The sequence below is a fragment of the Streptomyces sp. NPDC090119 genome, assembly GCF_044747085.1.
Taxonomy (GTDB): domain Bacteria; phylum Actinomycetota; class Actinomycetes; order Streptomycetales; family Streptomycetaceae; genus Streptomyces.
Map to the genome: position 1 here is coordinate 567,385 of NZ_JBIVDK010000001.1, position 25,056 is coordinate 592,440.

The 25,056-nt window shown below is 71.9% G+C and carries 22 protein-coding genes; 2 read left to right on the top strand and 20 right to left on the bottom strand.

Annotation, left to right across the window (positions count from 1 at the left end; translation table 11 throughout):
* Positions 1–61: 61 nt before the first annotated feature.
* On the bottom strand, positions 62–559 hold the full coding sequence (locus tag ACIPPM_RS02575) for an NUDIX domain-containing protein (RefSeq protein ID WP_401442172.1): 498 nt from the start codon (positions 557–559) through the stop codon (positions 62–64).
* Between the two features lie 162 nt (positions 560–721).
* Here ACIPPM_RS02575 and ACIPPM_RS02580 point away from each other — a divergent pair, with 162 nt between their 5' ends.
* Positions 722–1,840, top strand: coding sequence for a glycerate kinase (locus ACIPPM_RS02580; protein ID WP_401444141.1), 1,119 nt, complete (start codon positions 722–724; stop codon positions 1,838–1,840).
* A 91-nt stretch (positions 1,841–1,931) separates the two neighbouring features.
* Here the strand turns inward: ACIPPM_RS02580 and pssA are convergent, their stop codons facing one another.
* The 9 genes from pssA to ACIPPM_RS02625 all read right to left on the bottom strand — a co-directional run bounded on the left by pssA (position 1,932) and on the right by ACIPPM_RS02625 (position 12,880).
* Entirely contained in the window at positions 1,932–2,786 is an 855-nt protein-coding gene (pssA, locus tag ACIPPM_RS02585) for a CDP-diacylglycerol--serine O-phosphatidyltransferase (protein ID WP_401442174.1), read from the bottom strand.
* Positions 2,773–3,432 (bottom strand): phosphatidylserine decarboxylase, encoded by a 660-nt coding sequence (locus ACIPPM_RS02590; RefSeq protein ID WP_401442176.1) that lies wholly within the window; start codon positions 3,430–3,432, stop codon positions 2,773–2,775. Before ACIPPM_RS02590 ends, pssA begins: the two co-directional genes overlap by 14 nt.
* Before the next feature lie 170 nt (positions 3,433–3,602).
* Complete coding sequence (locus ACIPPM_RS02595; protein ID WP_389002157.1) at positions 3,603–4,808, bottom strand: acyl-CoA dehydrogenase family protein; 1,206 nt, start codon at positions 4,806–4,808, stop codon at positions 3,603–3,605.
* Complete coding sequence (locus ACIPPM_RS02600) at positions 4,809–5,321, bottom strand: MaoC family dehydratase (protein ID WP_030809541.1); 513 nt, start codon at positions 5,319–5,321, stop codon at positions 4,809–4,811.
* Positions 5,322–5,323: 2 nt separating this feature from the next.
* The gene (locus ACIPPM_RS02605; RefSeq protein ID WP_389002154.1) at positions 5,324–6,283 is read right to left on the bottom strand and encodes an HpcH/HpaI aldolase/citrate lyase family protein; all 960 of its coding nucleotides are present in this window, start codon (positions 6,281–6,283) and stop codon (positions 5,324–5,326) included.
* Positions 6,280–8,325: a protein meaA gene (locus tag ACIPPM_RS02610; protein WP_401442178.1), complete on the bottom strand. Its 2,046-nt coding sequence runs from the start codon at positions 8,323–8,325 to the stop codon at positions 6,280–6,282. The genes ACIPPM_RS02605 and ACIPPM_RS02610 overlap by 4 nt, the downstream gene beginning before the upstream one ends.
* A gap of 10 nt (positions 8,326–8,335) precedes the next feature.
* The gene (ccrA, locus tag ACIPPM_RS02615) at positions 8,336–9,679 is read right to left on the bottom strand and encodes a crotonyl-CoA carboxylase/reductase (RefSeq protein WP_401442179.1); all 1,344 of its coding nucleotides are present in this window, start codon (positions 9,677–9,679) and stop codon (positions 8,336–8,338) included.
* A gap of 434 nt (positions 9,680–10,113) precedes the next feature.
* The gene (locus ACIPPM_RS02620) at positions 10,114–10,941 is read right to left on the bottom strand and encodes a TetR family transcriptional regulator (RefSeq protein WP_401444143.1); all 828 of its coding nucleotides are present in this window, start codon (positions 10,939–10,941) and stop codon (positions 10,114–10,116) included.
* Between the two features lie 133 nt (positions 10,942–11,074).
* Positions 11,075–12,880 carry a 3-hydroxyacyl-CoA dehydrogenase family protein gene (locus tag ACIPPM_RS02625; protein WP_401442180.1) on the bottom strand — a complete coding sequence of 602 codons (1,806 nt, stop codon included), beginning with the start codon at positions 12,878–12,880 and terminating at the stop codon, positions 11,075–11,077.
* 350 nt (positions 12,881–13,230) lie between these two features.
* Here ACIPPM_RS02625 and ACIPPM_RS02630 point away from each other — a divergent pair, with 350 nt between their 5' ends.
* Entirely contained in the window at positions 13,231–13,815 is a 585-nt protein-coding gene (locus ACIPPM_RS02630) for an adenylosuccinate lyase (RefSeq protein ID WP_401442182.1), read from the top strand.
* Here the strand turns inward: ACIPPM_RS02630 and ACIPPM_RS02635 are convergent.
* The 10 genes from ACIPPM_RS02635 to ACIPPM_RS02680 form a co-directional block, all read right to left on the bottom strand.
* Positions 13,797–14,306 (bottom strand): GNAT family N-acetyltransferase, encoded by a 510-nt coding sequence (locus tag ACIPPM_RS02635; RefSeq protein WP_401442184.1) that lies wholly within the window; start codon positions 14,304–14,306, stop codon positions 13,797–13,799. The genes ACIPPM_RS02630 and ACIPPM_RS02635 overlap by 19 nt on opposite strands.
* 82 nt (positions 14,307–14,388) lie before the next feature.
* Positions 14,389–15,951, bottom strand: coding sequence for an alpha/beta hydrolase (locus tag ACIPPM_RS02640; RefSeq protein WP_401442185.1), 1,563 nt, complete (start codon positions 15,949–15,951; stop codon positions 14,389–14,391).
* Between the two features lie 147 nt (positions 15,952–16,098).
* Positions 16,099–16,425 (bottom strand): ArsR/SmtB family transcription factor, encoded by a 327-nt coding sequence (locus tag ACIPPM_RS02645; protein WP_401442186.1) that lies wholly within the window; start codon positions 16,423–16,425, stop codon positions 16,099–16,101.
* Positions 16,426–16,565: 140 nt separating this feature from the next.
* On the bottom strand, positions 16,566–17,504 hold the full coding sequence (locus tag ACIPPM_RS02650) for an alpha/beta hydrolase (RefSeq protein WP_401442187.1): 939 nt from the start codon (positions 17,502–17,504) through the stop codon (positions 16,566–16,568).
* Entirely contained in the window at positions 17,488–18,450 is a 963-nt protein-coding gene (locus tag ACIPPM_RS02655; protein ID WP_401442188.1) for an NADP-dependent oxidoreductase, read from the bottom strand. Before ACIPPM_RS02655 ends, ACIPPM_RS02650 begins: the two co-directional genes overlap by 17 nt.
* Positions 18,447–19,676 carry an MFS transporter gene (locus tag ACIPPM_RS02660; protein WP_401442189.1) on the bottom strand — a complete coding sequence of 410 codons (1,230 nt, stop codon included), beginning with the start codon at positions 19,674–19,676 and terminating at the stop codon, positions 18,447–18,449. Before ACIPPM_RS02660 ends, ACIPPM_RS02655 begins: the two co-directional genes overlap by 4 nt.
* The gene (locus tag ACIPPM_RS02665; RefSeq protein ID WP_401442190.1) at positions 19,673–21,880 is read right to left on the bottom strand and encodes a prenyltransferase/squalene oxidase repeat-containing protein; all 2,208 of its coding nucleotides are present in this window, start codon (positions 21,878–21,880) and stop codon (positions 19,673–19,675) included. Before ACIPPM_RS02665 ends, ACIPPM_RS02660 begins: the two co-directional genes overlap by 4 nt.
* A gap of 120 nt (positions 21,881–22,000) precedes the next feature.
* A complete protein-coding gene (locus ACIPPM_RS02670) occupies positions 22,001–22,549 on the bottom strand; it encodes a hypothetical protein (RefSeq protein ID WP_401442191.1) in 549 nt (182 codons plus the stop codon).
* Positions 22,546–23,802: a hypothetical protein gene (locus ACIPPM_RS02675; RefSeq protein ID WP_401442192.1), complete on the bottom strand. Its 1,257-nt coding sequence runs from the start codon at positions 23,800–23,802 to the stop codon at positions 22,546–22,548. Before ACIPPM_RS02675 ends, ACIPPM_RS02670 begins: the two co-directional genes overlap by 4 nt.
* On the bottom strand, positions 23,799–24,719 hold the full coding sequence (locus tag ACIPPM_RS02680; protein ID WP_401442193.1) for an acyltransferase: 921 nt from the start codon (positions 24,717–24,719) through the stop codon (positions 23,799–23,801). The genes ACIPPM_RS02675 and ACIPPM_RS02680 overlap by 4 nt, the downstream gene beginning before the upstream one ends.
* Positions 24,720–25,056: the final 337 nt, after the last annotated feature.

The window sequence follows — 25,056 nt, forward strand, 5'->3', positions numbered from 1 at the left end:
CAACAGTGCTTCGAACAGTCACGCGATGATCTCACTTGGGGAGTGCTCCACGGAAGGCGATTCATCCCGCCGCCCGGTGCCCGTTCTCCAGCTCCGCGGGACCGTCGCCCTCCTCCAGGGCGTCCAGGGCGGCGAGCACCCGGCGGCCCAGGGGCGGGGGCAGGTGGTCGGGGAGGTCGGTGCGGGGGACCAGGCGCCAGGAGAGGAGTTCCTCCTCCTGGAGGCGGATGGCCTTGAGGTCGGCGTCGGTGAGGATGCCGCCGTCGTAGAGGTAGGCGACCAGCGGCATGTGGCCGGGGACCGGGACCCAGTCCACGGCCAGCAGGCGGCCCGGCGCGCGGTCCAGGCCGATCTCCTCCAGCGTCTCGCGGCGCGCGCCCAGCCGGGGCGTCTCACCGTCGTCCGACTCGATCGTGCCGCCCGGCAGCCCCCAGCCCGCCCGGTAGTTCGGCTCGACCAGCAGCACCCGCCCCTCCGCGTCCCGGAACAGGGTCGCGGCGGCGGACAGGACGCGCGGCAGACCCGCGATGTACGTGGCGAAGTCGTCAGAGGCGGTCATCCAGGCAGGGTAGCCAAGGCAGGCGGGTGAGGGACTCGTGGAGGACGGTGTGGCCGGTGTCGTGGTGTCCGGGCCGGTCAGGGGCGGGTGGGGGACACACCCTAGGGTGGCAGCCGCGTCGGCCCGCAGGGCGGCGGACGAGCGGTGAGGGGACGTGGAGTGGTGGACGGTGTCGGCCGAGGGGTGCTCGTCGCCCCGGACAAGTTCAAGGGGTCGCTGACGGCCGCGGAGGTCGCCGCCCATGTGGCGGCCGGGCTGCGGCGGGCCGTGCCGGGCGTGGCGGTCGAGACGCTGCCCGTGGCGGACGGCGGGGACGGCACGGTGGACGCGGCCCTCGCGGCCGGGTTCGAGCGCCGGGAGGTACGGGTCGCCGGGCCGCTCGGGCATCCGGTGACCGCCGCCTTCGCGGTAAGCGGGGACACCGCGGTCGTGGAGATGGCCGAGGCGAGCGGACTGCGCCGCCTCCCGGCCGGGACCCTCGCCCCGCTGACCGCCTCCACCCACGGCTCGGGAGAGCTGCTGCGGGCCGCGCTGGACTCGGGCGCCCGGACGATCGTCCTCGGGGTCGGCGGGAGCGCCACGACGGACGGCGGCACCGGGATGCTCACGGCGCTCGGCGCGCGGTTCCTGGACGCGCGGGGCGAGCCGGTCGCGCCGGGCGGCGGCGGACTCGCCGACCTCGCCCACGCCGACCTGACGGGCCTCGACCCCCGGCTGGCCTCGGTCGGCCTGGTCCTGGCGAGCGACGTCGACAACCCCCTCACCGGCCCGCAGGGCGCCGCCGCCGTCTACGGCCCGCAGAAGGGCGCCTCCCCGGCCGACGTGACCCTCCTGGACGCGGCCCTGACCCACCTCGCGGCCGTCCTGGCGCCCGGCCTCGCGGCGGCGCCCGGCGCGGGCGCGGCGGGTGGTGTCGGATACGCGGCCCTCCTCCTCGGCGCCCGCTTCCGCGCCGGGATCGAGGTCATGCTCGACGTCCTGGGCTTCGACGCGGCCCTGGCCTGCGCCGACCTGGTCATCACGGGCGAGGGCGCCCTGGACGAACAGACCCTGCGGGGCAAGGCCCCCGCCGGGGTGGCCGCGGCGGCCCGCGCCGCGGGCAAGGAGGTCGTCGCGGTGTGCGGCCGCCTGACGCTGCCCCCAGAGACCCTGCACCGGGCCGGCATCGCCGCGGCCTACCCCCTGACCGCCCTGGACCCCGACCCCGCCGTCTGCATCGCCCAGGCGGGCCCCCTGCTGGAACGCCTCGCCTCCCGGATCGCGGAGCGGCACCTGGCCTGAAGCCGGGCCCACCACCCGGAGCCGGACAGACCGAGGGCCCCGGACCAAATGGTCCGGGGCCCTCGAGCCAAGCCGTCCGCCCGCGTCCGCCCTACGGCAGCTGCGTCGCGCGGGCCTCCCGGCGGTTGTCGCGGAAGTTGTTCACCCGGCGGGCCGTGGCGAACAGCGGGATCACCGCGCCCATCACCAGCTGGAGCGCGCAGCCCGCCTGAAGGAGGAGCTGCCCGCCCGGTCCGTCGAAGGCCCAAGCGGCCAGCAGACCCATCGAGAGGACGATCCAGCCGAGCACGGCACCGGCGGAGCGGCCGCGCGGCTTCGGGTACTCGACCCGGCTCACCATCAGCCAGGCGGTGCCCACGATGGCCAGCAGCGTGGCCGGGAACGGCAGCTCCAGCAGCACGATGGAGACGACAGTCAGCGCGCCGAACGGCGAGGGCATGCCCTGGAACATGCCGTCCTTCAGCGTCACGCAGGAGAACCGCGCGAGCCGCAGGACGACGGCGAGCAGCACCACGATCGCCCCGAGTGCCGCCACCCGCTGGTGCGCGTCGTCCGCGACCATGCCGTAGACGAGGACGAAGTACGCCGGGGCCAGGCCGAAGCTGATCAGGTCGGAGAGGTTGTCCAGCTCCGCGCCCATCGGGGAGGAACGCAGCTTGCGCGCCACCAGCCCGTCGAACAGGTCGAAGACCGCCGCGCAGAGCATCAGGATGACCGCCGTGGCCGCGCTGTGGCGGGCCATGCCGGATTCCTGGCTGCCGGTGAGGTGCGGGATCAGGATGCCGGTGGTGGTGAAGTACACCGCCATGAAGCCGCAGGTCGCGTTGCCGAGCGTCAGCGTGTCCGCTATCGACAGGCGCATAGAGAGGGGCATCTCCTCCTCGTCGCCCGCCTCGTCGGCCTCGGGCACCCAGCCCGCCTGTGTCTCTGGATCAATCACGGTCAATGCGAGTCACCCCAGCCACGGTCTTCTGACCGACCTCGACGTCGACCTCCACGCCCTCCGGCAGGTAGAGGTCGACACGCGAGCCGAAGCGGATCAGGCCGATGCGGTCGCCCTGCTCGACCTTCGTGCCCTCCGGGATGTAGGGCACGATGCGACGGGCCACCGCGCCCGCGATCTGGATCATCTCGATGTCGCCGAGTTCGGTGTCGAAATGCCAGACTACGCGCTCGTTGTTCTCGCTCTCCTTGTTGAAAGCCGGAACAAAGCCGCCGGGGATGTGCTCGACCGACGTCACGGTGCCCGAGAGGGGCGCGCGGTTGACGTGGACATTGAGCGGGCTCATGAAGATGGCTACGCGGGTGCGGCCGTCCTTCCAGGGCATGATGCTCTGCACCACACCGTCGGCGGGCGAGATGACGCGGCCCGTGGCGATCTCGCGCTCGGGGTCGCGGAAGAACCACAGCATGCCCGCCGCGAGAGCGGTGGCGGGCACGGCGACGGCCTTGGCGACGCCCGAGCGGCGGGAGCGTGCCAGGCTGAGGGCCGCGGTGGCGACGGTCGGGAGGAGCCACGGCGATGCTCCGCGCGCGAGGCGTACGCCGCCGGCTCGGCTGTCGCTGGGTGCAGAGGTTTGGCTGTGGGGCATGGATGACCTTCGTAGCGGATGATGCCGCGCAATGACGGGGGACGGCGGCTTTCCGGGGATCGTACCGGGCGCGGGGCGCAACTGGGCAAGCCAGGAAGCCGAGTCGGCGGCCGAAGAGTGTCGACGGGGTGTGATCTTCTTCTCGGAGAAAACACCCCGTCTCGGGACAATCAGCCCTGGAATCGATACTCTTCGAGCAGTCGGCGGCCGATGATCATTTTCTGGATCTCGGCGGTACCCTCGCCGATCAGCAGCATCGGCGCCTCGCGGTACAGGCGCTCGATCTCGTACTCCTTGGAGAAGCCGTAGCCGCCGTGGATGCGGAAGGCGTCCTCGACGACCTCCTTGCAGTACTCGGAGGCCAGGTACTTGGCCATTCCGGCCTCCAGGTCGTTTCGCTCCCCGGAGTCCTTTTTGCGTGCGGCGTTCACCATCATCGCATGCGCCGCCTCGACCTTGGTCGCCATCTCGGCCAGCTTGAACTGGATGGCCTGGTGCTGGGCGATCTGCTTGCCGAAGGTGTGCCGCTGCTGGGCGTACTGGACGCCCAGTTCGAAGGCGCGCTGGGCGACACCGCAGCCACGCGCCGCGACGTTGACGCGGCCGACCTCGACGCCGTCCATCATTTGGTAAAAACCCCGGCCCGTGACGCCGCCGAGCACCCGGTCCGCGGGCACCCGCAGACCGTCCATGATCAGCTCGGTGGTGTCGACGCCCTTGTACCCCATCTTGTCGATCTTGCCGGGGATGGTGAGACCGGGCCGGACCTCGCCGAAGCCGGGCTCCTTCTCCACCAGGAAGGTCGTCATGGACTTGTGCGGCGCGGTGCCCTCGGGGTGTCCTTCGTCACTCCGGACCAGAACGGCCACCAGGGACGAGGTCCCGCCGTTCGTCAGCCACATCTTCTGGCCGTTGAGGACGTACTCCTCGCCGTCCTTCACCGCCTTGGACGTGATGGCCGACACGTCCGAGCCGAGGGCCGGCTCCGACATCGAGAACGCGCCCCGGATGTCGCCCGCCGCCATGCGCGGCAGGAAGTGGTCCTTCTGCTCCTGCGTGCCGTGCTGCTTGAGCATGTACGCCACGATGAAGTGCGTGTTGATGATGCCGGAGACCGACATCCAGCCCCGGGCGATCTCCTCCACGCACAACGCGTAGGTGAGCAGCGACTCGCCCAGACCCCCGTACTCCTCGGGGATCATCAGACCGAAGAGGCCCAGTTCCTTCAGGCCGTCCACGATCTGTTGCGGGTACTCGTCGCGGTGCTCCAGCTCGGTGGCGACCGGGATGATCTCCTTGTCCACGAAGTCGCGGACGGTGGAGAGGATCTCCCGCTGGATGTCCGTCAGACCGGCGGTCTGGGCGAGGCGCGCCATCTACTTCACCTGCTCCTTGAGCTCCGGGCGGCCGGGCTGCTCGCCGCCGCGCTCCTTGATGTACGTCTCGGTCGGCACCATGACCTTGCGGCGGAAGACGCACACCAGGGTGCCGTCCTGCTTGTAGCCCTTGGTCTCCACGTGCACGATCCCGCGGTCGTTCTTCGACTTCGACGGCCACTTGTCGAGCACGGTCGTCTCGCCGTAGATCGTGTCGCCGTGGAAGGTCGGCGCCACGTGCTTCAGCGACTCGATCTCCAGGTTGGCGATCGCCTTGCCGGACACGTCCGGCACCGACATGCCGAGCAGCAGCGAGTAGATGTAGTTGCCGACCACCACGTTCTTGCCGAAGTCCGTGGTGCTCTCGGCGTAGTTGGCGTCCATGTGGAGCGGGTGGTGGTTCATGGTGAGGAGGCAGAAGAGGTGGTCGTCGTACTCGGTGACCGTCTTGCCGGGCCAGTGCTTGTAGACGGCCCCGACCTCGAACTCCTCGTAGGTGCGCCCGAACTGCATGCTCACGCCTCCGGAATCTCGAACTTGGTCGTCCGCCGCATCCCGGCCGCGCGGCCCTTGCCCGCGATGACCAGGGCCATCTTGCGGCTGGCCTCGTCGATCATCTCGTCGCCGAGCATCGCCGAACCCTTCTTGCCGCCCGCCTCCGAGGTGCAGTACTCGTAGGCGTCCAGGATCAGCTCGGAGTGGTCGTAGTCCTCCTGCGAGGGGGAGAACACCTCGTTGGCGGCCTCCACCTGGCCGGGGTGCAGCACCCACTTGCCGTCGAAGCCGAGCGCGGCGGCGCGGCCGGCCACCTCGCGGAAGCCGTCGACGTTCTTGATCTGGAGGTAGGGGCCGTCGATCGCCTGGAGGTCGTTGGCGCGGGCGGCCATCAGGATCTTCATCAGGATGTAGTGGTAGGCGTCCGCCGGGTAGCCCGGCGGCTGCTCGCCCACGACCAGCGACTTCATGTTGATCGACGCCATGAAGTCGGCCGGGCCGAAGATGATCGTCTCGATGCGCGGGGACGCCTGCGCGATCTCGTTGACGTTGTTCAGGCCCTGCGCGTTCTCGATCTGGGCCTCGATGCCGATCCGGCCGACCTCGAAGCCCATCGTCTTCTCGATCTGCGTCAGCAGCAGGTCCAGGGCGACGATCTGCTGGGCGTTCTGCACCTTGGGCAGCATGATGCAGTCCAGGTTGGGACCGGCGCCCTCGACCACCGTCACGACGTCGCGGTACGTCCACTCGGTCGTCCAGTCGTTGACCCGCACGACCCGCGTCTTGCCCGTCCAGTCACCCTCGTTGAGGAACTTGACGATGGTGTGCCGCGCCTCCGGCTTGGCGAGCGGCGCGCACGCGTCCTCCAGGTCCAGGAAGACCTGGTCGGCGGGGAGACCCTGCGCCTTCTCCAGGAACCGCGGGTTGCTCCCCGGCACCGCCAGACAGGAACGGCGTGGACGCAGACGGTTGACGGTCATGCGGGGACCTCCAGGGGGTCGAGCTTGTTCGCTGTGCGGATCTCGTCGACGATACGGCCGATGATTCCGGTGATGTCGAAGTCCTTCGGGGTGAACACGGCCGCCACACCCGCCGACTTCAGCAGTTCGGCGTCCGCGTTCGGGATGATCCCGCCCGCGATGACCGGGATGTCGTGCGCCCCGGCCTCGCGCAGCCGGTCCAGCACGTCCGGCACCAGCTGGGCGTGCGAGCCGGACAGGATGGACAGGCCGACCGCGTGCACGTCCTCGGCGAGGGCCGCGTCCACGATCTGCTCCGGGGTCAGCCGGATGCCCTGGTAGACCACCTCGAACCCGGCGTCACGGGCGCGTACGGCGATCTGCTCGGCGCCGTTGGAGTGCCCGTCCAGGCCCGGCTTGCCGACCAGGAAGCGCAGCTTGCCCACGCCCAGGTCACGGGCGGTGGCGTCCACCCGCGCCCGCACCCCGGCCATCGCGGAGCCCGCCTCGGCGGGGACCGCCACGGGGGCGGAGGAGACGCCGGTGGGCGCCCGGTACTCGCCGAACACCTCGCGCAGCGCCCCCGCCCACTCGCCGGTGGTGACACCGGCGCGGGCGCACTCCAGGGTGGCCTCCATGAGGTTGGCGGTGCCCTTCGCGGCCTCCTTCAGCTTCTCCAGCGCCTTGCAGGGGCGCGGGTGGTTGAAGGGCGGCTGGTAGCGGGTGTCCCGCCAGGTGCCCAGGGCCTCGATCACCCGGTTCTCGACGGCCGGGTCGACCGTCTGGATCGCGGTGTCCAGGTCGGCGGTGAGCGGGTTCGGCTCGGTGGTCTCGTAGATGTTGACGCCGATGATCTTCTCGTCGCCCGACTCGATCCGCGCCCGCCGCTCTGCGTGCGAGGCCACCAACTGGGCCTTGAGATAACCCGATTCGACGGCGGCCATCGCGCCGCCCATCTCCTCGATCCGGGCCATCTCGGCGAAGGAGTTGTCGACCAGGGCGGCCACCTTCTCCTCGATGACGTGGCTGCCGGCGAAGATGTCCTCGTACTCCAGCAGGTCGCTCTCGTGGGCCAGTACCTGCTGGATGCGCAGCGACCACTGCTGGTCCCAGGGCCGGGGCAGGCCCAGCGCCTCGTTCCAGGCGGGGAGCTGCACGGCACGCGCGCGGGCGTCCTTGGAGAGGGTGACGGCCAGCATCTCCAGCACGATCCGCTGGACGTTGTTCTCCGGCTGTGCCTCGGTCAGGCCGAGCGAGTTGACCTGGACGCCGTAGCGGAACCGGCGCTGCTTGGGGTTCTCGATGCCGTACCGCTCGCGGCAGACCTGGTCCCAGATGCGGCCGAACGCCCGCATCTTGCACATCTCCTCGACGAAGCGGACGCCCGCGTTGACGAAGAAGGAGATCCGGGCCACCACGTCGCCCATGCGCTCCTCGGGCACCTGCCCGGAGTCGCGCACGGCGTCCAGCACCGCGATCGCGGTGGACATGGCGTACGCGATCTCCTGGACCGGCGTGGCCCCGGCCTCCTGCAGGTGGTAGCTGCAGATGTTGATCGGGTTCCACTTGGGGATGTGGGAGACCGTGTACGCGATCATGTCGGTCGTCAGCCGGAGCGAGGGTCCCGGCGGGAAGACGTGCGTCCCGCGCGAGAGGTACTCCTTGACGATGTCGTTCTGTGTCGTGCCCTGGAGCCGGGTGATGTCGACACCCTGCTCCTCGGCGACGACCTGGTAGAGCGCCAGCAGCCACATGGCGGTCGCGTTGATCGTCATCGAGGTGTTCATCTGGTCCAGGGGGATGTCCTGGAACAGCCTGCGCATGTCACCCAGATGCGAGACGGGCACGCCGACCCGGCCGACCTCGCCGCGGGCGAGGATGTGGTCGGCGTCGTAGCCGGTCTGGGTGGGCAGGTCGAACGCCACCGACAGACCGGTCTGGCCCTTGGCGAGGTTGCGCCGGTACAGCTCGTTGGACGCCTCCGCCGTCGAGTGCCCGGCGTAGGTCCGCATGAGCCACGGACGGTCCTTCTGGCGCGCCTGCGGCGCCTGACGCTCTGTCACGGTTCGCTCCTCAGACGTTCCGGAAGCGGTTGATCGCGTCGATGTGCTCGGCGCGCAGCTCGGCGTCGCGGACGCCGAGGCCCTCCTCGGGGGACAGGCACAGCACGCCGACCTTGCCCTGGTGGAGGTTGCGGTGCACGTCGTACGCGGCCTGGCCGGTGTCCTCCAGGGAGTACACCTTGGACAGCGTCGGGTGGATCTTGCCCTTGGCGATCAGGCGGTTGGCCTCCCACGCCTCGCGGTAGTTGGCGAAGTGGGAGCCGATGATGCGCTTGAGCGACATCCACAGGTAGCGGTTGTCGTACTCGTGCATGTAGCCCGAGGTCGAGGCGCAGGTGGTGATGGTGCCGCCCTTGCGGGTGACGAAGACGGAGGCGCCGAAGGTCTCGCGGCCGGGGTGCTCGAAGACGATGTCGATGTCCTCGCCGCCGGTCAGCTCGCGGATGCGCTTGCCGAAGCGCTTCCACTCCTTGGGGTCCTGGGTCTGCTCGTCCTTCCAGAACTTGTAGCCCTCGGCGTTGCGGTCGATGATCGCCTCGGCGCCCATCGAGCGGCAGATGTCGGCCTTCTGGTCGCTGGAGACGACACAGATCGGGTTGGCGCCGCCGGCGAGGGCGAACTGGGTGGCGTACGAGCCGAGGCCGCCGCTGGCGCCCCAGATCAGCACGTTGTCGCCCTGCTTCATCCCGGCGCCGTTCTTGGAGACGAGCTGGCGGTAGGCGGTGGAGTTGACCAGACCGGGGGCGGCGGCCTCCTCCCAGCTCAGGTGGCCGGGCTTCGGCATCAGCTGGTTGGACTTGACGAGGGCTATCTCCGCCAGTCCGCCGAAGTTGGTCTCGAAGCCCCAGATGCGCTGCTCGGGGTCGAGCATCGTGTCGTTGTGGCCGTCGGAGGACTCCATCTCGACGGACAGACAGTGCGCGACGACCTCGTCACCGGGCTTCCAGGCGTTGACGCCGGGGCCGGTGCGCAGGACGACGCCCGCGAGGTCGGAGCCGATGATGTGGTACGGCAGGTCGTGCCGCTTGGCCAGCTCGTTGGTGCGGCCGTAGCGCTCCAGGAACCCGAAGGTGGACAGCGGCTCGAAGATCGAGGTCCACACCGAGTTGTAGTTCACCGAGGAGGCCATGACGGCCACCAGGGCCTCGCCCGGGCCCAGCTCGGGCAGCGGCACCTCGTCGAGGTGGGTGGACTTGCGGGGGTCCTTGTCGCGGGTCTCGAGGCCCGCGAACATCTCCGTCTCGTCCTTGTGCACGGTGATCGCGCGGTACGACTCGGGCAGCGGGATGGCGGCGAAGTCGGCGGACGTGGCGTCCTGCGACTGGATCGCGGCGAGGATGTCCTTCACGGTCACGGTATTGCCTCCGGCGGTGAGCGCCCTGAGGGAGGGGCGCTGGGGTTTCGTCGGTGCGGGAAGTGCGCTCGGGGATGTGAGGGGTGTGCCGTCTGTGGGCGGCGGATGCTTCGGCGGCGCTTTGTGGCGCGGGAGGTTGCCTGTGACGCAGGCGTCCGGACGCGCGAGCCGGGTGGCTTGCGGGGACAGCCGACGCGCGGGATTTCGCTACGCGCCGGCCGTCCGGACACTCTCAACGTATGACACCGCGTGTCAGGCGGCAAGGCACTGAGTGCCAGAACTTCCCCTCACATGAAATCTTTACGTAACAAATGAGCGATGATCGATCGAACGGGCTCCGGAAGGCGCCCAAAAACGGGCCCGGACATGGCAAAACGGCCACCCCGAAGGGTGGCCGTCGTCACAGCGCCGTCGTCGCGGCGGGAGGCGCGTGCTCAGCGCTCCTTGAGCGCCTGCTCGATGGTCCGCATGACCTCGTCCAGCGGGGCGTCGGTGCGGGCGACCGTCACCAGCACCTCGCCGTGCGCGGAGACCGTCGCCGGGGCCGGGGCGGCGGCCGTGCTCCGGCCGGCGCCGATACCGGTGCCGAAGGTCCGGCGGACGATGGCGAAGGCGTGGTCGAGCTGCGCCTCCACCTCGCCCTGGCCGTCCGCCCGCAGCCAGCGCCGCAGGACGTGGTTGTGCGCGGTGACCACGGCGGACGCGGCGACCTCGGCCAGCAGCGGGTCGTCGTTGGCGTCGTCCGCGTGTGCCCGCTCGTCGAAGTGGCCCAGCAGATAGCGGGTGAACAGCCGCTCGTAGCGGGCCACCGAGGCGATCTCCGCCTCGCGCAGCGTCGGCACCTCGCGGGTCAGCCGGTAGCGGGCCACCGAGATCTCCGGCTGGGCCGCGTACATCTTCATGACTTCCTTGATCCCGCGGCACACGGTGTCGAGCGGATGCTCGTGCGCCGGGGCCGCGTTGAGCACCGCCTCGGCCCGGATCAGGGTGTCGTCGTGGTCGGGGAAGATCGCCTCTTCCTTGGAGCGGAAGTGGCGGAAGAAGGTGCGGCGGGCGACCCCGGCCGCCGCGGCGATCTCGTCGACCGTGGTCGCCTCGTACCCCTTGGACGCGAAGAGCTCCATCGCGGCCGCCGCCAGTTCCCGGCGCATCTTCAGCCGCTGGGCGGCGGCGCGACCGCCCACGGCGCTCTCCGGGGCGTCGGAGGCGGCGGATGTACGTGAGGACCTGACGGGCTGGGACATGACCCGAACGTACTGCATCGACGCCGTCCCACGCGCGGGTGCCGGGAGGCCCTCCTCGTCCCCGGAGCGGGCGGGGGCCCGGCCGGGCGGGGTGAGGCCGCCCGGTTCGAGCAGCCCGCCCCACTCCGGTCCGTCCCGGAAACCGTCGCCGTCAGCGGCGGGCATACTCGCGGAAGCCCCGGCCGGTCTTGCGGCCCAGGCAGCCCGCCGCCACCAGGTGCTCCAGCAGCGGCGCCGGGGCGAGACCCGGGTCGCGGAACTCGCGGTGCAGCACCTTCTCGATGGCCAGCGAGACGTCGAGACCGACCACGTCCAGCAGTTCGAACGGGCCCATCGGGTAGCCGCCGCCCAGCCGCATCGCCGCGTCGATGTCGTCCAGGGTCGCGTAGTGCTCCTCGACCATCTTGATCGCGTTGTTCAGGTACGGGAACAGCAGCGCGTTCACGATGAAGCCCGCCCGGTCGCCGCAGTCCACCGGGTGCTTGCCGAGGCGGGCGCAGACCTCGCGGACGGTGGCGTGGGTGTCGTCGGCGGTGAGCACCGTGCGCACCACCTCCACCAGCTTCATGGCCGGGGCCGGGTTGAAGAAGTGCATGCCGATCACGTCCTGCGGACGCGAGGTGGCGCGGGCGCAGGCCACGACGGGCAGCGAGGAGGTGGTGGTGGCCAGCACCGCGCCCGGCTTGCAGACCTTGTCCAGCGCCTGGAAGAGCTGCCGCTTGACGTCCAGGTCCTCCGCGACGGCCTCCACGGCCAGGTCGACGTCGGCGAACGCCTCGTAACCGCCCGCCGGGGTGATCCGCTCCAGCATCCCGGCCGCCGACTCGGCGGTCAGGCGGCCCTTGGCGACCGAGCGGTCCAGCGACTTGCCGACGCGGGCCTTGGCGGCCTGCGCCTTCTCCTCGCTGCGCGCGGCCAGGATCACCTCGAACCCGGCCTTGGCGAACACCTCCGCGATGCCCGACGCCATCGTGCCCGACCCGGCCACGCCCACCGAGCGCACCGTACGGCCCGCCGTCGCGGCGTCGCCGGGGGCCGGGGTGAGGGCGTCCGGGACGGTCTCGGCGCTGCCCGGAGCCGCGTAGGTGTAGAAGCCGCGGCCCGCCTTGCGGCCGGTCAGGCCCGCCTGGCTGAGCTGCTTCAGGATCGGGGCCGGGGCGTGCAGCCGGTCGCGGGACTCGGCGTACATCGCCTCCAGGACCCGGCGGGCGGTGTCCACGCCGATCAGGTCCAGCAGGGCGAGCGGGCCCATCGGCAGGCCGCAGCCCAGCCGCATCGCCGCGTCGATGTCCTCGCGGGAGGCGTACCGCGCCTCGTACATCGCGGCGGCCTGGTTCAGATAGCCGAACAGCAGGCCGTCCGCGACGAATCCGGGGCGGTCACCGACCGCGACGGGCTCCTTGCCCAGCTCCACCGCGAGGTCGGTGACGGCGGTGACCGCCTGTGGCGCGGTCAGCACCGAGGACACCACCTCCACCAGCTTCATCGCCTGCACCGGGTTGAAGAAGTGCAGGCCGAGGACGCGCTCGGGGTGGTCCGAGCCGGCGGCGAGCCGGGTGACCGACAGCGCGTTGGTGCCGGTGGCCAGGATGGTCTCCGGCCGCACCACGCGGTCGAGTTCGGAGAGGATCTGCTGCTTGATCTCGTACGACTCCGGGGCCACCTCGATCACGAGGTCGGCGTCGGCCGCCGCGGCGAGGTCGGTGGAGGTGGTGACCCGGTCCAGCAGGGCCGCCCGCTCGGACTCGGTGAGCCGACCGCGCTCGACGGCACGGGCGGTGGAGGTCTCCAGCGCCTGGACGCACCGGGCGGCCTGCGAGGCGTCGATGTCGATGCCGACCACCTGGCGACCGGCTCGCGCCAGGACCTCGGTGAGACCGGTGCCCATGGTGCCGAGGCCGACCACGGCGACGTTGCGGAGTGTTGAGGGAGGGGTGTGGGACAGGGGAGTGGCCATCGCGGAACTCCAGGAAGAGTGGTGACGACGAGGGAACGCGCCGGACGCGTGAACGCACACGCGACTGAGCGCGGGGATGCGGGTGTTGCCGGGCCGCGAAGCGCACACGCCCGGTGCCGTCATGTCGGGCGCGCACACGCCCAGGACGGTCCAACTTGCCGACCGGCCCTGTCCCGGAGCCGGGTCGTGCTCTCGACGGTTGCGTCACCAGACCGTCGCCAGCCGAAGCGCGAGTGGGTAACTCGCTCGTCTGAGCTTAACCAGTGAGTAACGAGCGCGCCAGTGGCGGACGCCAACTCGGCTTTGTGATGTACCTCCCTCTCCCGTCATCGCGCGCCTACGCTGGGTGTGTGGACGAAGAGTTGCGAGTGCTCACCGAACGCTTACGGCAGGAGTCGCGGGGCGGGTCCGCGTACGAGAGGCTGGTGGGCACCGGAGATCACGACGAGCTGGCCGACGTACTCACCGCGCCCGGACAGCCTTTGTGGGCCAGGGAGTTGGCCGCGTACCGGCTCGGAGTCGCCGGGGACCGACGGGCGTTCGAGTCCCTGGTGCTGCTCCTCAACCACCGCGACCCACCGCGCTGCGCCGCGGCCGCCGACGCGCTGGCCGCCCTCGGCGACCCGCGCACCGCCCGCGCGGCCGCCGCCCTCGCCACCAACGAACTCCGCGTCGCCTACGCCCTGCAGCCGGTACGCCTCCTGGTCCGCCTGCGCGCCCCCGAGTCCGTCCCGGCCCTCATCACCACCCTCGAACGCCGGCTGCGCCCGCACGATCCCTACCGCCGGGTCGCGCTCGCCTGCGTGGACGGCCTCGGCACCCTGGCCGACCCGAGAGCGAAGCGCGTCCTGACGGAGGCCCTGGCCCACCCGCTCCTGGCGGAGGCGGCGACGACGGCACTGGGCCGCATCCCACGTCAGCAGCAACGGAGTTGAGGCCGCGCGTACCGCACCTCCGGGACCGACGTGCCGTCCTCGGCGCCGTCCGGCCGGAAGCCCGCCCGCTCGTAGAAGCGGCGGGCGCGGGTGTTGTCGCGCAGGACCCAGAGCAGCATGCGCGGCCGGTCGGCGGTGCGGGCGAGCGCCTCGGTGAGCAGCGCCCGTCCGACGCCGGTCCCGATGTGGTCGGGATCGGCGTAGAGCGCGTACAACTCGGCTTCCTCGGTGCGGGTTTCACCGTCCCGGTACGGTCCGGTCGAGGCCCAGCCGACGACTTGGCCCGCGCGTTCGGCGACCAGGTGGGTGGTGGGGTCGTCGGTGCGCGTGAAGTGGGCCCGACGGCGTTCGGCGTCCGCCGCGACGCTCAGCTCGTCGAGATCCGCCTGCGGCATCAGCCCCCGGTAGGCGTGCCGCCAGCCCGCCACCCGGATCTCGGCCACCCGGTCGCAGTCGGAGAGGGTCATCGGGCGGATGCTGAGCGTGTCCATGGCGGAGAGCCTAAGGAGGAAGACGGGTCGGCGCCCCTGGATTTTCCGGTGCCCGCCGGACGGGCGGGCACCGGCGGGGCCGTCAGCGGCGGAAGCCGAGCAGTCCGTGGAGGGTGGAGCCCTTCGAAGCGGCGGGTGCCGTCCTCGCGTCCAGGGGCTTCGGGGCGGGGGACCTGTCGCACACCGCGTCCACCTCGCCGCGGCCATGGGGGACGGTGCCGTCGGTGAGGTAGGCGGTGAGGTGGTCGTCCAGGCAGGAGTTCCCGGTGAGGGTGAGGCCGTGGTTGCCGCCGCCCTGCTCGACCACCAGGCTGGAGCGGGCCAGCAGACGGTGGGTCAGCAGGCCGCCCGAGTAAGGGGTGGCCGCGTCGTCCGTCGCCTGGAAGAGCAGGGCCGGAGGGAGCTTGCCGTTGGCGATGTTGACCGGCTCGCGCGGCGGCGTCGGCCAGAACGCGCAGGGCGCGTTGTACCAGGCGTTGTTCCAGGTCATGAAGGGCGACTTGCGGTGGGCCGCCCAGGTGTCCCGCGACCAGCGGCGCCAGTCGCGCGGCCAGGCCGCGTCCCGGCACTGGACAGCCGTGTAGACGCTGTAGTTGTTGTCGCCGCCCGCGTCGACGGCGGCGAAGTTCCGGTACGCCTGCTCCAGCGGCCCGGTGTCCTTGTCATGCACCCAGGAGGCCAACGCCTCGGCGAGGTAGGGCCAGTAGCCGTCGTAGTAGCCGCCCGGCATGTAGGTGTCCTCCAGCTCGGCGGCGCCCACCTTGCCGTCCGCCGGGTCCTTCGCCAGCGCGGCCCGCATCGTGTACCAGTCGGCCTCGATCCGCGCGGGGTCGGTGCCCAGGCCGTACGCCTCGTCGTGCCCGGCGATCCACGCCATCAGGGCCTTGTGGCGGGCGTCGAAGGCGTGGTCCTGGGTGAGGTTGTCCTCGTACCAGACGCCGGTCGGGTTCACGATCGAGTCCAGCACCAGCCGGTGCACCCGCGCCGGGAAGAGCTTGGCGTAGACCGCGCCCAGGTAGGTGCCGTACGAGTAGCCCAGGTAGCTGAGGCGCTCGGCGCCCAGGGCCGCGCGGACCGACTCCAGGTCGCGGGCGGCGGAGACGGTGTCGATGTACGGCAGCACGTCCGCGTGCGCCTTGCCGCAGGCGGCGGCGAAGGACCGCACCCGGTCCAGGTTCCGCCGCTCCAGCTCGGGGGTGGCCGGGACGGTGTCCGGGCGTACCGGCGCGAAGTGGTCCGGGGCGCAGTTCAGCGCCGGGGTGCTCTTGCCGACGCCGCGCGGGTCGAACCCGATGACGTCGTACCGCGCGGCCACCTTGGCGGGCAGCGCGGAGGCGACGAAACCGGCGAGGCCGAGACCGCTGCCGCCGGGGCCGCCGGGGTTGACCAGCAGGGGGCCTTCGGAGGTCTTGCCCGTGTGCGGGACGCGGGACAGGGCGAGCGAGATCTGCCGCCCGGCGGGCCGCGCGTGGTCCAGCGGGACCTTCAGGGACGCGCACTGGAGGGCCGGATAGTCGTCGGTGCCGCAGTCCTTCCAGGTCAGGCCCGGTGCGGCGGGGGCGGGGGCGGCCTGGACGGGCAGGGCGGTGGCCGAGGCGGCCAGCAGGACGGCCGTCGCGCCCAGGACGACTGCGCGTGTGCTCAAAGGGGTCCTCCCGGGACGGCGTGCGACGATCCTCGCCGCATCGTCCCGGGATCAGGACCCCTGGGAACCCGCTCCGGCCGGACGTGACCCGAACGGGTCCCGGGATGCCCCCGAACGCTGGCTCGAGGGGAGGAACCGGGCCATCCGTCAGGCCAGTGAGAGGGTCGCGGCCGGGGCCGTCACCTGGACCGCGTCGAGCAGCCCCGGGAAACGGGTGTCGATGTCGTCGCGGCGGAGGGTGATGACGCGCGTGGTGCCCCGGACCTCGGTGTGCATGACCCCGGACTCGCGCAGCACCTTCAGATGGTGCGAGAGCGTGGACTTCGCGATGGGATACTCCAGTTGCCCGCAGACCCGCGAGCCTTCCTCGTGCAGCACCCTGGCGATGTCGCGCCGGATCGGATCACTCAGCGCGTGCAGCACCCGGTCCAGGGAGATCTCGTCCCGGCCGGGGTGGAAGAGTTCCGTGCGCATACCCACCCTCCTCGTGGTCCGTTCGACCCCTGTCGCATGATCTTTCAACGTTCTACGATGATAGAACAGGGTTGCCGGGAACAGGAGGCTGGGCGCCGGAAAGAAGCCTCCCGGCGCTCCCGGCCGTCCGGCCGTGCCGCTCAGCCGTGCAGCGCCGACCGCAGTACGACGATCCGCTCCTCGGCCCGCCGGAGCGACACCTTCGCCGTCGGCAGCAGGTACGCGAGGTGGTAGGCCCCCGAGAACACGTGCGTCTCCACCGGGACGCCCGCCGCGAAGAGGTTCTCCGCGTACGCCACCGCCTCGTCCCGGCACGGGTCGTACTCCAGCGCCGTCACATACGCGGGGGGCAGCCCCGAGAGGTCCTTGGCGCGGCCGGGCGCCGCGTACACGGGCACGTCGTCACCGCCCGCGGCCTCCCCCAGGTAGTGGCGCCAGCTCAGCTCCGCGTTCGGCGTGTTCCAGCCGGGCGTGTCCGTGAACCGGGCCATGCTCAGCGTGTCCCGTCGGTCGTCCAGCTCGGGCAGGTCCAGGTACTGGAAGGCGAGCACCGGGCCGCCCCGGTCCCGGGCCAGCAGGGCCACCGCCGCCGCCAGTCCGCCGCCGGCGCTGATGCCGTGCACCGCGATCCGGGTGGCGTCCACCCGCAGATCCCCGGCGTGCGCGTCCAGCCACCGCAGCGCCGCGTAGCAGTCCTCCACGCCCGCCGGGTACGGGTCTTCGGGCGCGAGCCGGTAGCCGACCGAGACCACGACCACGTCCGCCCGGCGGGCGATGTCCAGGCAGGTGTCGTCGTCGACCTCGATCCGGCCGATGACGAACCCGCCGCCGTGGATGTTGAGGACCGCCGGCAGCTCCCGTGGCACCCCGGCGGGGCGGTAGACCCGTACCGGCACCGGCGGCTCGCCGTCCGGACCGGGGATCTCCAGGTCGGTCACCTCGACGCCCGTGGTGTCGGGGGCGGGCCGCTGGGCACCGGCCGCGATGAGCGTGGCCCGGGTCCGGGCGGGGTCGGTCAGGTCGAAGACCCCGAAGTTCCCGGCGGCTTCGACGAGGTCGGCGTCAAAGGGATACGTCATGATCCGCGTCCTGTTCGGTTGCGAGGGTGGGCAGGAGGACGAGCTTTCCGCCGAGCCCGCCCCGCTGTCCCAGCGCCAGCGCGTCGGCGGCGCGGGACAGCGGGAAGCGGGCGGTGACGGGGAGTTCGAAGGGGCTGTGGCCGATCAGGTCCAGGGTGGAAGCCAGTTCGAGCGGTACGTGCTCCAGGAAGGGCACGCCGAGCGCCTGCACCGCGGGGTCGGCGACGATGGTGACCCGGCGGGCCTCCTCGGGTACCGCCCGGACCGCGGCCCCGGCGGGCTCCAGCCCCCCGGCACAGTCCACCGTCGCGTCGAACGGGCCCAGTTCCGCGAGCCGTTCGGACAGCCCCTCGCCGTACTCGACGGGCACCGCCCCGAGCCGGCGCAGCAGGTCGTGGTGGCGGGCCGAGCCGGTGCCGACCACCTCGGCCGCCCCGTCGAGCAGCGCGAGCTGGACCGCGGCGAGGCCCACCCCTCCGGACGCGCCGTGGATCAGCAGCCGTTCGCCGGCCCGCAGTCCCACCTGGCGCAGCGCCGAGTACGCGGTCCCGGCGGCCACGGGCAGCACCGCGGCCCGCTCGGCGGTGAACCGGCTGGGCCAGGCGGTGAGTTCGTCGGCCTGCTGGGACGCCGGAACGGCCTCGTGGGTACGGAAGGTGCCCGGCCGGCCGTGCCGGATGACGGGGTCGCCGACGCGGAACCGCCTTACACCGGAACCTACTTGGACGACCGTGCCCGCCGCCTCCACGCCCGGGCAGGCGCCCGGCAGCTCCAGCGGGAGCATCGCCTTCAGGTCGCCGCGCAGGATCTTCCAGTCGATCGGGTTGACGCCGATCGCGGTGTAGCGGACCACCACCTCGCCCGGGCCGGCCGAGGGCACCGGCGTGTCGGTGGCGTACAGCGCGTCCGGGCCGCCGTACCGGTCGAAGAGGACGGCTGTGCTCACGCGGCCTCCTCGGTTCGGCGGAAGGCGCCCGCGGCCGTGTACACGCCCAGCGACAGCAGGTAGGCGGCGACGGTGAACGCGGCGACCCCCCAGAAGCCGTCGACCTTGGCGAGCAGGACACCGCCGGCCGCCCCGCCGATCGTCGTGCCGACGTACATGGCGGCGTTGGCCAGGGAGGAGACGGTGCCGCGGGCGGTCTCGGTCTGCTGCTGGAGGATGCTCATGAACACCGGGAAGACGAACCCGGCGACCATCATCACCAACGCCAGCAGGACCAGCGCGGTGCCGAGGTTCGGGGAGAGCGGCACCAGGCAGTACAGAACGGCCATCGTCAGGACGGCGGCCAGCAACGAGCGGTACAGGCCCAGGCGTTGCACCACCTGGCTGCCGCACAGCGAGCCGATCACATTGCCGGCGCCGACCGCCATCATCGCCGTGCCGACGGACCCGACACTCAGGCCGAAGTCCTTGGTGAACCAGGAGCCGAAGAACGAGATGGCCTCGAAGTTGCCCGTCTGGAAGGCCAGATAGCCGAGCAGGTACCAGCGCAGGCGGCCGCCGCCCAGCACCGTGCCGTAGGTGTGCAGGATGTGCCGCGCCCCCGCGCCCGCCGCGCCGGGGCGGCCGGGCACCGACGGGAAGTAGCGGGCCAGCAGCAGCCACAGCAGCGCCGAGACCCCGCCGATCACCCAGAACGGCAGGTGCCAGGAGACGGCCGCGAGCCAACTGCCCAGCGGGATGCCCGCGAACTGGGCGATGGACAGGCCCGCGGTGGCGAAGCCCATGGTGCGCACGATCAGTTCCGGCCGGACCAGGACCGGGATGGACGCCCAGATCTGCGGGGAGACGAAGGCGGCGCTCACCCCCGCCAGGAACCGGAACAGGATCATCGTCCAGAACCCTTGGGCGAAGCCGCACAGGGCGGTCGTCACGATGAACCCGACGAGCCCGGCCAGCAGCACCCGGCGCCGGTCGCGGCCGTCGGACAGAGGGCCGGCGATCAGAGCGAACAGGGCGTAGCCCAGCGCGTAGGCGCTGACCATCCAGCCGGACACGTCGCCGGATACGGCGAAGGTGCGGGCCAGGGTCGGCAGCAGCGGGGCGACCAGGAAGGTGTCCGTGCCGATCACGAACATGGTGGCGAAGGCCAGCAGGGAGACGGTGCGCGGCGTGGGGCCCGCGGTTCCGGTGACGGCGGTGGCCGTGGTGGAGGAGGTACTGGTCATGTCATCATCACCGCCCAGGAGCGGTTGAGTTTCCCTTCGAGCATGTGGAGGGCCTGGATCGCGATGAACCCCTCGTCGGTGGTTTCCGATGGCCCGCCGGGTGTCCGGGAGAAGCCGCCGTCGGCGCTCTGCCGGACCGCGATCCACCGCACGCAGGCGTCGGTGTCGGCGGGGAGGGCGCCCAGCATGTAGAGCGCCCCGATGGCGTGGTAGGACCCGACGAAGCTCTCCACCGCGCCGTCCCGGTAGCAGAAGCCGCCGGCCTCGGTCTGGAGGCTGCGCAGCCACGCCGTGGTCTGCGGGGCGCGCGGCGGACGCAGTCCGAGCGCGATGAGCGCGCCCACCACCCGGAAGGTGGCGAAGGTGTCGGAGGGCGAGCCGGGCAGGTTGCCGTAGCCCCCGTCGGGGTTCTGGCAGGCCAGCAGGAACGCCACCAGGTCGTCGGGGCGCTCCGGCCGGGCGTCGAGCGCGACCAGGGTGAGCGTGGCCAGGTGGGAGTGCCAGGCGTCGCCGGGGAAGCCGGGCGCGTTGCCGAAGCCGCCCTCGGGGCGCTGGCAGGACCGCAGGAACTCCACGCAGGCGGCGCGGTCGAAGGAGGGGTGCTCGGCGCCGCCGAGGACGACGGCGGTGAGGACGGCGCAGTACGTGGTGAACGCCTCGGACGGCAGGGCGGGCTGCTCGCCGAAGCCGCCGTCGGGGTTCTGGGTGGCGAAGACCCCGGCGAGCACGCCGGGCACGTCCGGTACCGGTTCGCCGAGCGCCAGCAGGTCGGAGACGACGTGCAGCACGGAGAAGGTCTGCGGCGTGCGGTCCGACCGCAGGCCGAGCGGGGCGCGGTACGGGGTGAGGCCGTAGCCGAGGCCGGACCGGGTGGACCTGAGCCAGCGCAGGTAGGCGGCGAAGTCGACCAGGCCGTCGGTGACGGGCGCGCTGGTGACGTGGCCGAGGTCGTTGTCGAAGGGGTCCGGTTCGGGCGCTCGGGTGAGCGGCGGCGGTTCGGGCGCGTCTGGGACCCGGTCGCCCAGGGCCCACAGTGCGAGCAGTTGCGTCTGCGCGTGCTTGCCGTGGAAGGGCACGTAGGTGGTGTTGCCGACGGCGAAGGAGCCGGGCGTACGCGGCGGGACCATGACGTGCCGGGCGAGCGGGACGGTGGGGTCGACCGGGGTGGAGAACCAGCTCCCCTGGCCCTGGAAGACCCCGCCGGCCCGTACGTCGGTGTACCGCTCCACCTCGGCCGTGGCGTCCTCGGCGAGCGCCTTGAGCAGGACGGCGGAGTCGTCGTCGCCGGTGCCGGACTCGGCGGCCCGGCGGGCGGCCAGCGCGAGCAGGGCGTGGTCGGCGACGAGTTTGGCGGGGAAGGGGGAGTCGGGTCGGCCGTGCAGGGCGGCCACGGCGTCGACGCGGACCACGGACGAGGCGTCACTGCGGTCCCAGTAGCCGCGCGCGCCGGCGTGCGGATGCCGGGCCTGGATGTGCAGCAGCGCGGAGCGGGCGAGCCCGGCCGCCCGGTCGTGTCCGCGTCCGTGCAGGGCCGTCCAGGCCAGCGCGGCGAGGGCGCCGGCGCGGGTGCGGTGGCCGTGCACGGTGTCCGGGGTGCCGCGCGGGGTGAGGGCGGCCCAGACACCGTCGCCGTGGACGAACCGCTCCAGGTGCCGGGCGGCTTCGTCGAGGAAGGCGGAGGTCGTGCCCGGCGCCGTGAGCGCGTCCGCGGCCAACACGGGCAGGGCGGCCTCCTCCAGCGGGCTCGCGCCGTCGAGGACGGTGGACCAACTGCGGTCGAGGCGGGCGGGCCAGCCGTGCGCGAGCAGCGCGTCGGTGACCCGGCGCAGGCACCGGTCCGCCTCGGCGGTCAGGGCGGCGTCGTCGAGCAGGGTGCCCGCGCGGTGCAGTGCCCAGGCCGCGAGGGCCTGCCAGGAGGGGGTGCGGACGTCGCCGATCGGGTGCGGGACGCCGGTGACGTCCAGGAGTTCGCGGAAGCCGGGCTGTTCGGGGTCGATGAACTCCCTTAAGGCGGACAGGAGTCGGGTGGTCAGGGTTCGGTCGTCGGGGCCCGGCAGGACGACGAGGGCGAGGGCCGCGTCGCGCAGTGTCCGGTCGGTGGTGATCACGTCGGTGGCGTCGCGGCCGACGACCGCGGGGACGTGCGCGTCCTCGTCCAGGAATCGCTCCAGGAAGAAGGTGCGTAAGGAGGGTGCGGTGCTCATGGCGGTACTCCTCGTCATGGCTCAGCATCTTCGGTGCTCGTACCAGTAGAACATCGTTGTTCGTGAAACATCGAATAAGCGTGGAGCCTAGCAGGGTTGAAGCCGTGCGGCCAGGGACGTTCAGCCGGTCCGGGGCAGGCGGTGCGGATGCCGCGGGTCCGGCAGCGGGCGGACGCGGTCGGGGGCGAACCGCTCGTGGACGTACAGCCGCGCGCCGTCGTCGCACGTGATGACGTACTCCTTGTACGCGCACGGGCGGTACTGCCCGCCCTCCCGCCAGCGGGCGGTGCCCGCGGAGAGGATCTCCCGGTGCTGCCGGGTGCGCCCTTCGCGCAGCCGCCGACCCAGGGGTGCCAGGTCGTCGGCGGAACCCGACCAGGCGGCGGGCGGCGCGGTGAAGGCCACGGTGTTGCGGCTGACCACATGGCCCGCCGGGGTGCGCAGCGTGGAGACGCGCAGTACGGCCGCACCGTCGGCGGGCAGGCCCAGCGCGGCGGTCGCCGCCGCGCCGAGCTGCCGTCCGGGGACCTTCTCCTGCCGCTCGACGTGCACGGTGAGCCGGGTGTCCAGCAGGGCTTCGAGGAGCAGCGTGGTCGAGCCGTCCCCGGCCAGCAGCATCCGGGTGGCTCCCGCGATCAACGGGACATCGGTGTCGGGGAGTTCACTCACCGTACGGCCTCCTCACGGCGTGCGGGGCGGCGCTCGCGGGCGCCGCGGGCCGCCCGCGCCAGCAGCTCGGCGGCCCGGCCGGTGCCCGAGCCCTCGGGGGCTGTCGCGAGGTGCGCCGGGCTGGGAGCGGCGCCCCGGGCGCCGACGAGGGGCCGTACCGCGTCCGCGAGCCGGTCGGCTGTGGGGGCCACCAGGGAGGGGAACCCGAGGCGGCGCAGCCGGTCGGACGCCTCGACCTCGTGGTACTCGCCCAGGCTGCTGAGCACGAACACCGTCGGCACCCCCAGCGCCGCCACCTCGGTGACGGTGATCCAGCCGGGGGCGGACACCAGCACGTCGGCCTCCCGCAGCAGCGGCATCCAGTCGGGCAGATAGGTGAGGACCACCACGTCGTCGGGGGCCCGCACGGCCTCCCTGCCCAGCAGGACGAGCTGGAGCCCGGGGTGGGTCCGCTTCAGCAGGCGGTGGGCCTCGATGTACGTGTCGAGGACGCGCTGCTTGTTCTCCAGGAACATGCTGGTGCCGCCGACCGAACCGACCATGACGGGCCCGGGTCCCAGCCCGAGGGAGGCGCGTACGGCCGCCCCGTCGCCGCGCTCGGGTATCTCGCGGATCATCGGACCGGTGAAGACGGCCCGGCCCGTGTCCAGGGCGGCGGCGACGGAGGTGCCGGCGTCGAGTTCGGGGACGTACGGCTTGTCGGTCAGGACGACCTCGGCCGTGGAGACGATCCAGTCGAAGACCGCGTGCAGGGAGTTGCGGCCCCTCCGCAGGTCCTCGTGGGCGACGCGGAAACCGCCGGCTTCCAGGGTGGTGTCGTCGATCTGGAGGAGCGTGAAGTCGTACCGCTCGGTGACCAGGGCGTGCGGGACGCCGGCGATGGCGGCGGCCATGCTGGCGGAGATGTTGTAGTCGCTCACCACCAGGTCCGCGTCCAGGTCCTGATAGTGGGACAGGTAGCCGAGCACCCGCTCGCCGTTGACGAACGCCGGGGCGACGTAGCCCTTGATGTACGTCCGCCAGTCCAGGTCGCGGCTGAGGTTCGAGCGGGTGGCGTGGTCGACGTGGTCGCCCGCGACGTCGACGACCTCGACACCCGCCGCCTCGAAGAGCGGGCCGAAGGTGGACTGCAAGGAGCCGAGCAGGACGGTGAGTTCGGCCTCCGGCCACTGCCGGCGCAGCTCGCGCGCCAGGGCGAGGGCGCGCATGTTGTGCCCCGATCCGGTCGGGGCGGGGGCGAAGACGATCCTCATGACGGGTTCCTCTCCAGGACTCCGGATGTGGTGTGCCGGGCGGGGACGTCCCCGACGACGACGGCGCCCGCGGTCACCTCGGCACCGTCGCCGAGGACGCAGGGGCCGACGAGGGTGGCGTCCGCGCCGACGCGCACGCCCTCCCCGATGTGCACCGCGCCGCCCCGCCAGGGCAGCGAGCGGCGGCTGAGGTCGTGCCCGCTGGAGACGACGAGCACTCCCGGTCCGAGATCGGCGCCGGCGCCGATGTCGATGCCGTCGGACGCCTCCAGGACGGCGCCGGCGCCGATCCGCACGCCGGGACCGGCGCGCACTCCGCCGCGCGGGGACGGGCCGTCGGCACGGCCCATGGCGATCACTCCAGCGCCCAGGCGGACGCCGGGGCCGCCGGACATGTCGGCGTCCAGGGCGCCGCCGCCGTCCGAGACCCAGCCGGCGGGCAGCTCCCTGCGGCCCGAGTCGGGGCGGGCCCGGACCCGCGCGATGATGGCGCCGAAGTCGGGCGAGCCGTCCTCGGTCACCTCGCGCCGGCGCAGGGTCCGCGCCGGACGGCCCACTACGACGGTGTCCGCCGGAACGTCGCCGGTCACGTGCGCGCCCGCGGCCACCACCGCGCCGGGACCGATGCGGACGCCCGGCTCGATGACCGCCCGGGCGCCGATCCAGGCGGCGCCCTCGATGAGAACGCGGGCGGCGCCGGCCCGGCCGATCCGGGTGAGGGAGGCGATCTGGCAGCCCGAGGCGATGCGCGCGGAACCGATCAGGCAGCGGAACCCGACGAAGACCCCGCCCTCGACGGCGCAGTCGCGCAGGGTCGTGCCGTGCCGGACCCACGCGCCGGGCCCGACGGTCGAGCCGGCGGCCACCTCCGTGCCCGCCTCGATGAGGGCGGCCGGATCGACCGCGGACGGGGCCATGTGCTTTCCGTGCTCCGCGAAAAACTCCATGACCATGGAAATTAAGTCCCCATCACTCATTTCCGCAAGCCCTTCCGAGAATCGGAGTTGCGGCGGCGCGTGCGTATTCGAGTAACGCAGATTTCACATATGGAGATGGTCAATGGAACGCAAAGTTCCGATTCCCTCGTTCAAGTGGATCTTTTTAAGAAGTCATTGCCTTGGGTCGATTGCAGCCGGTCGAACGTACCCACCGGGCTCGCCGGGCACGATGATCAAACACGTTGCGCAGGCATGTTCGATGTTCTACGATGCTTCAACGTCGGATGGAATAAAGTGCGAGGGATTCCCATGGAAG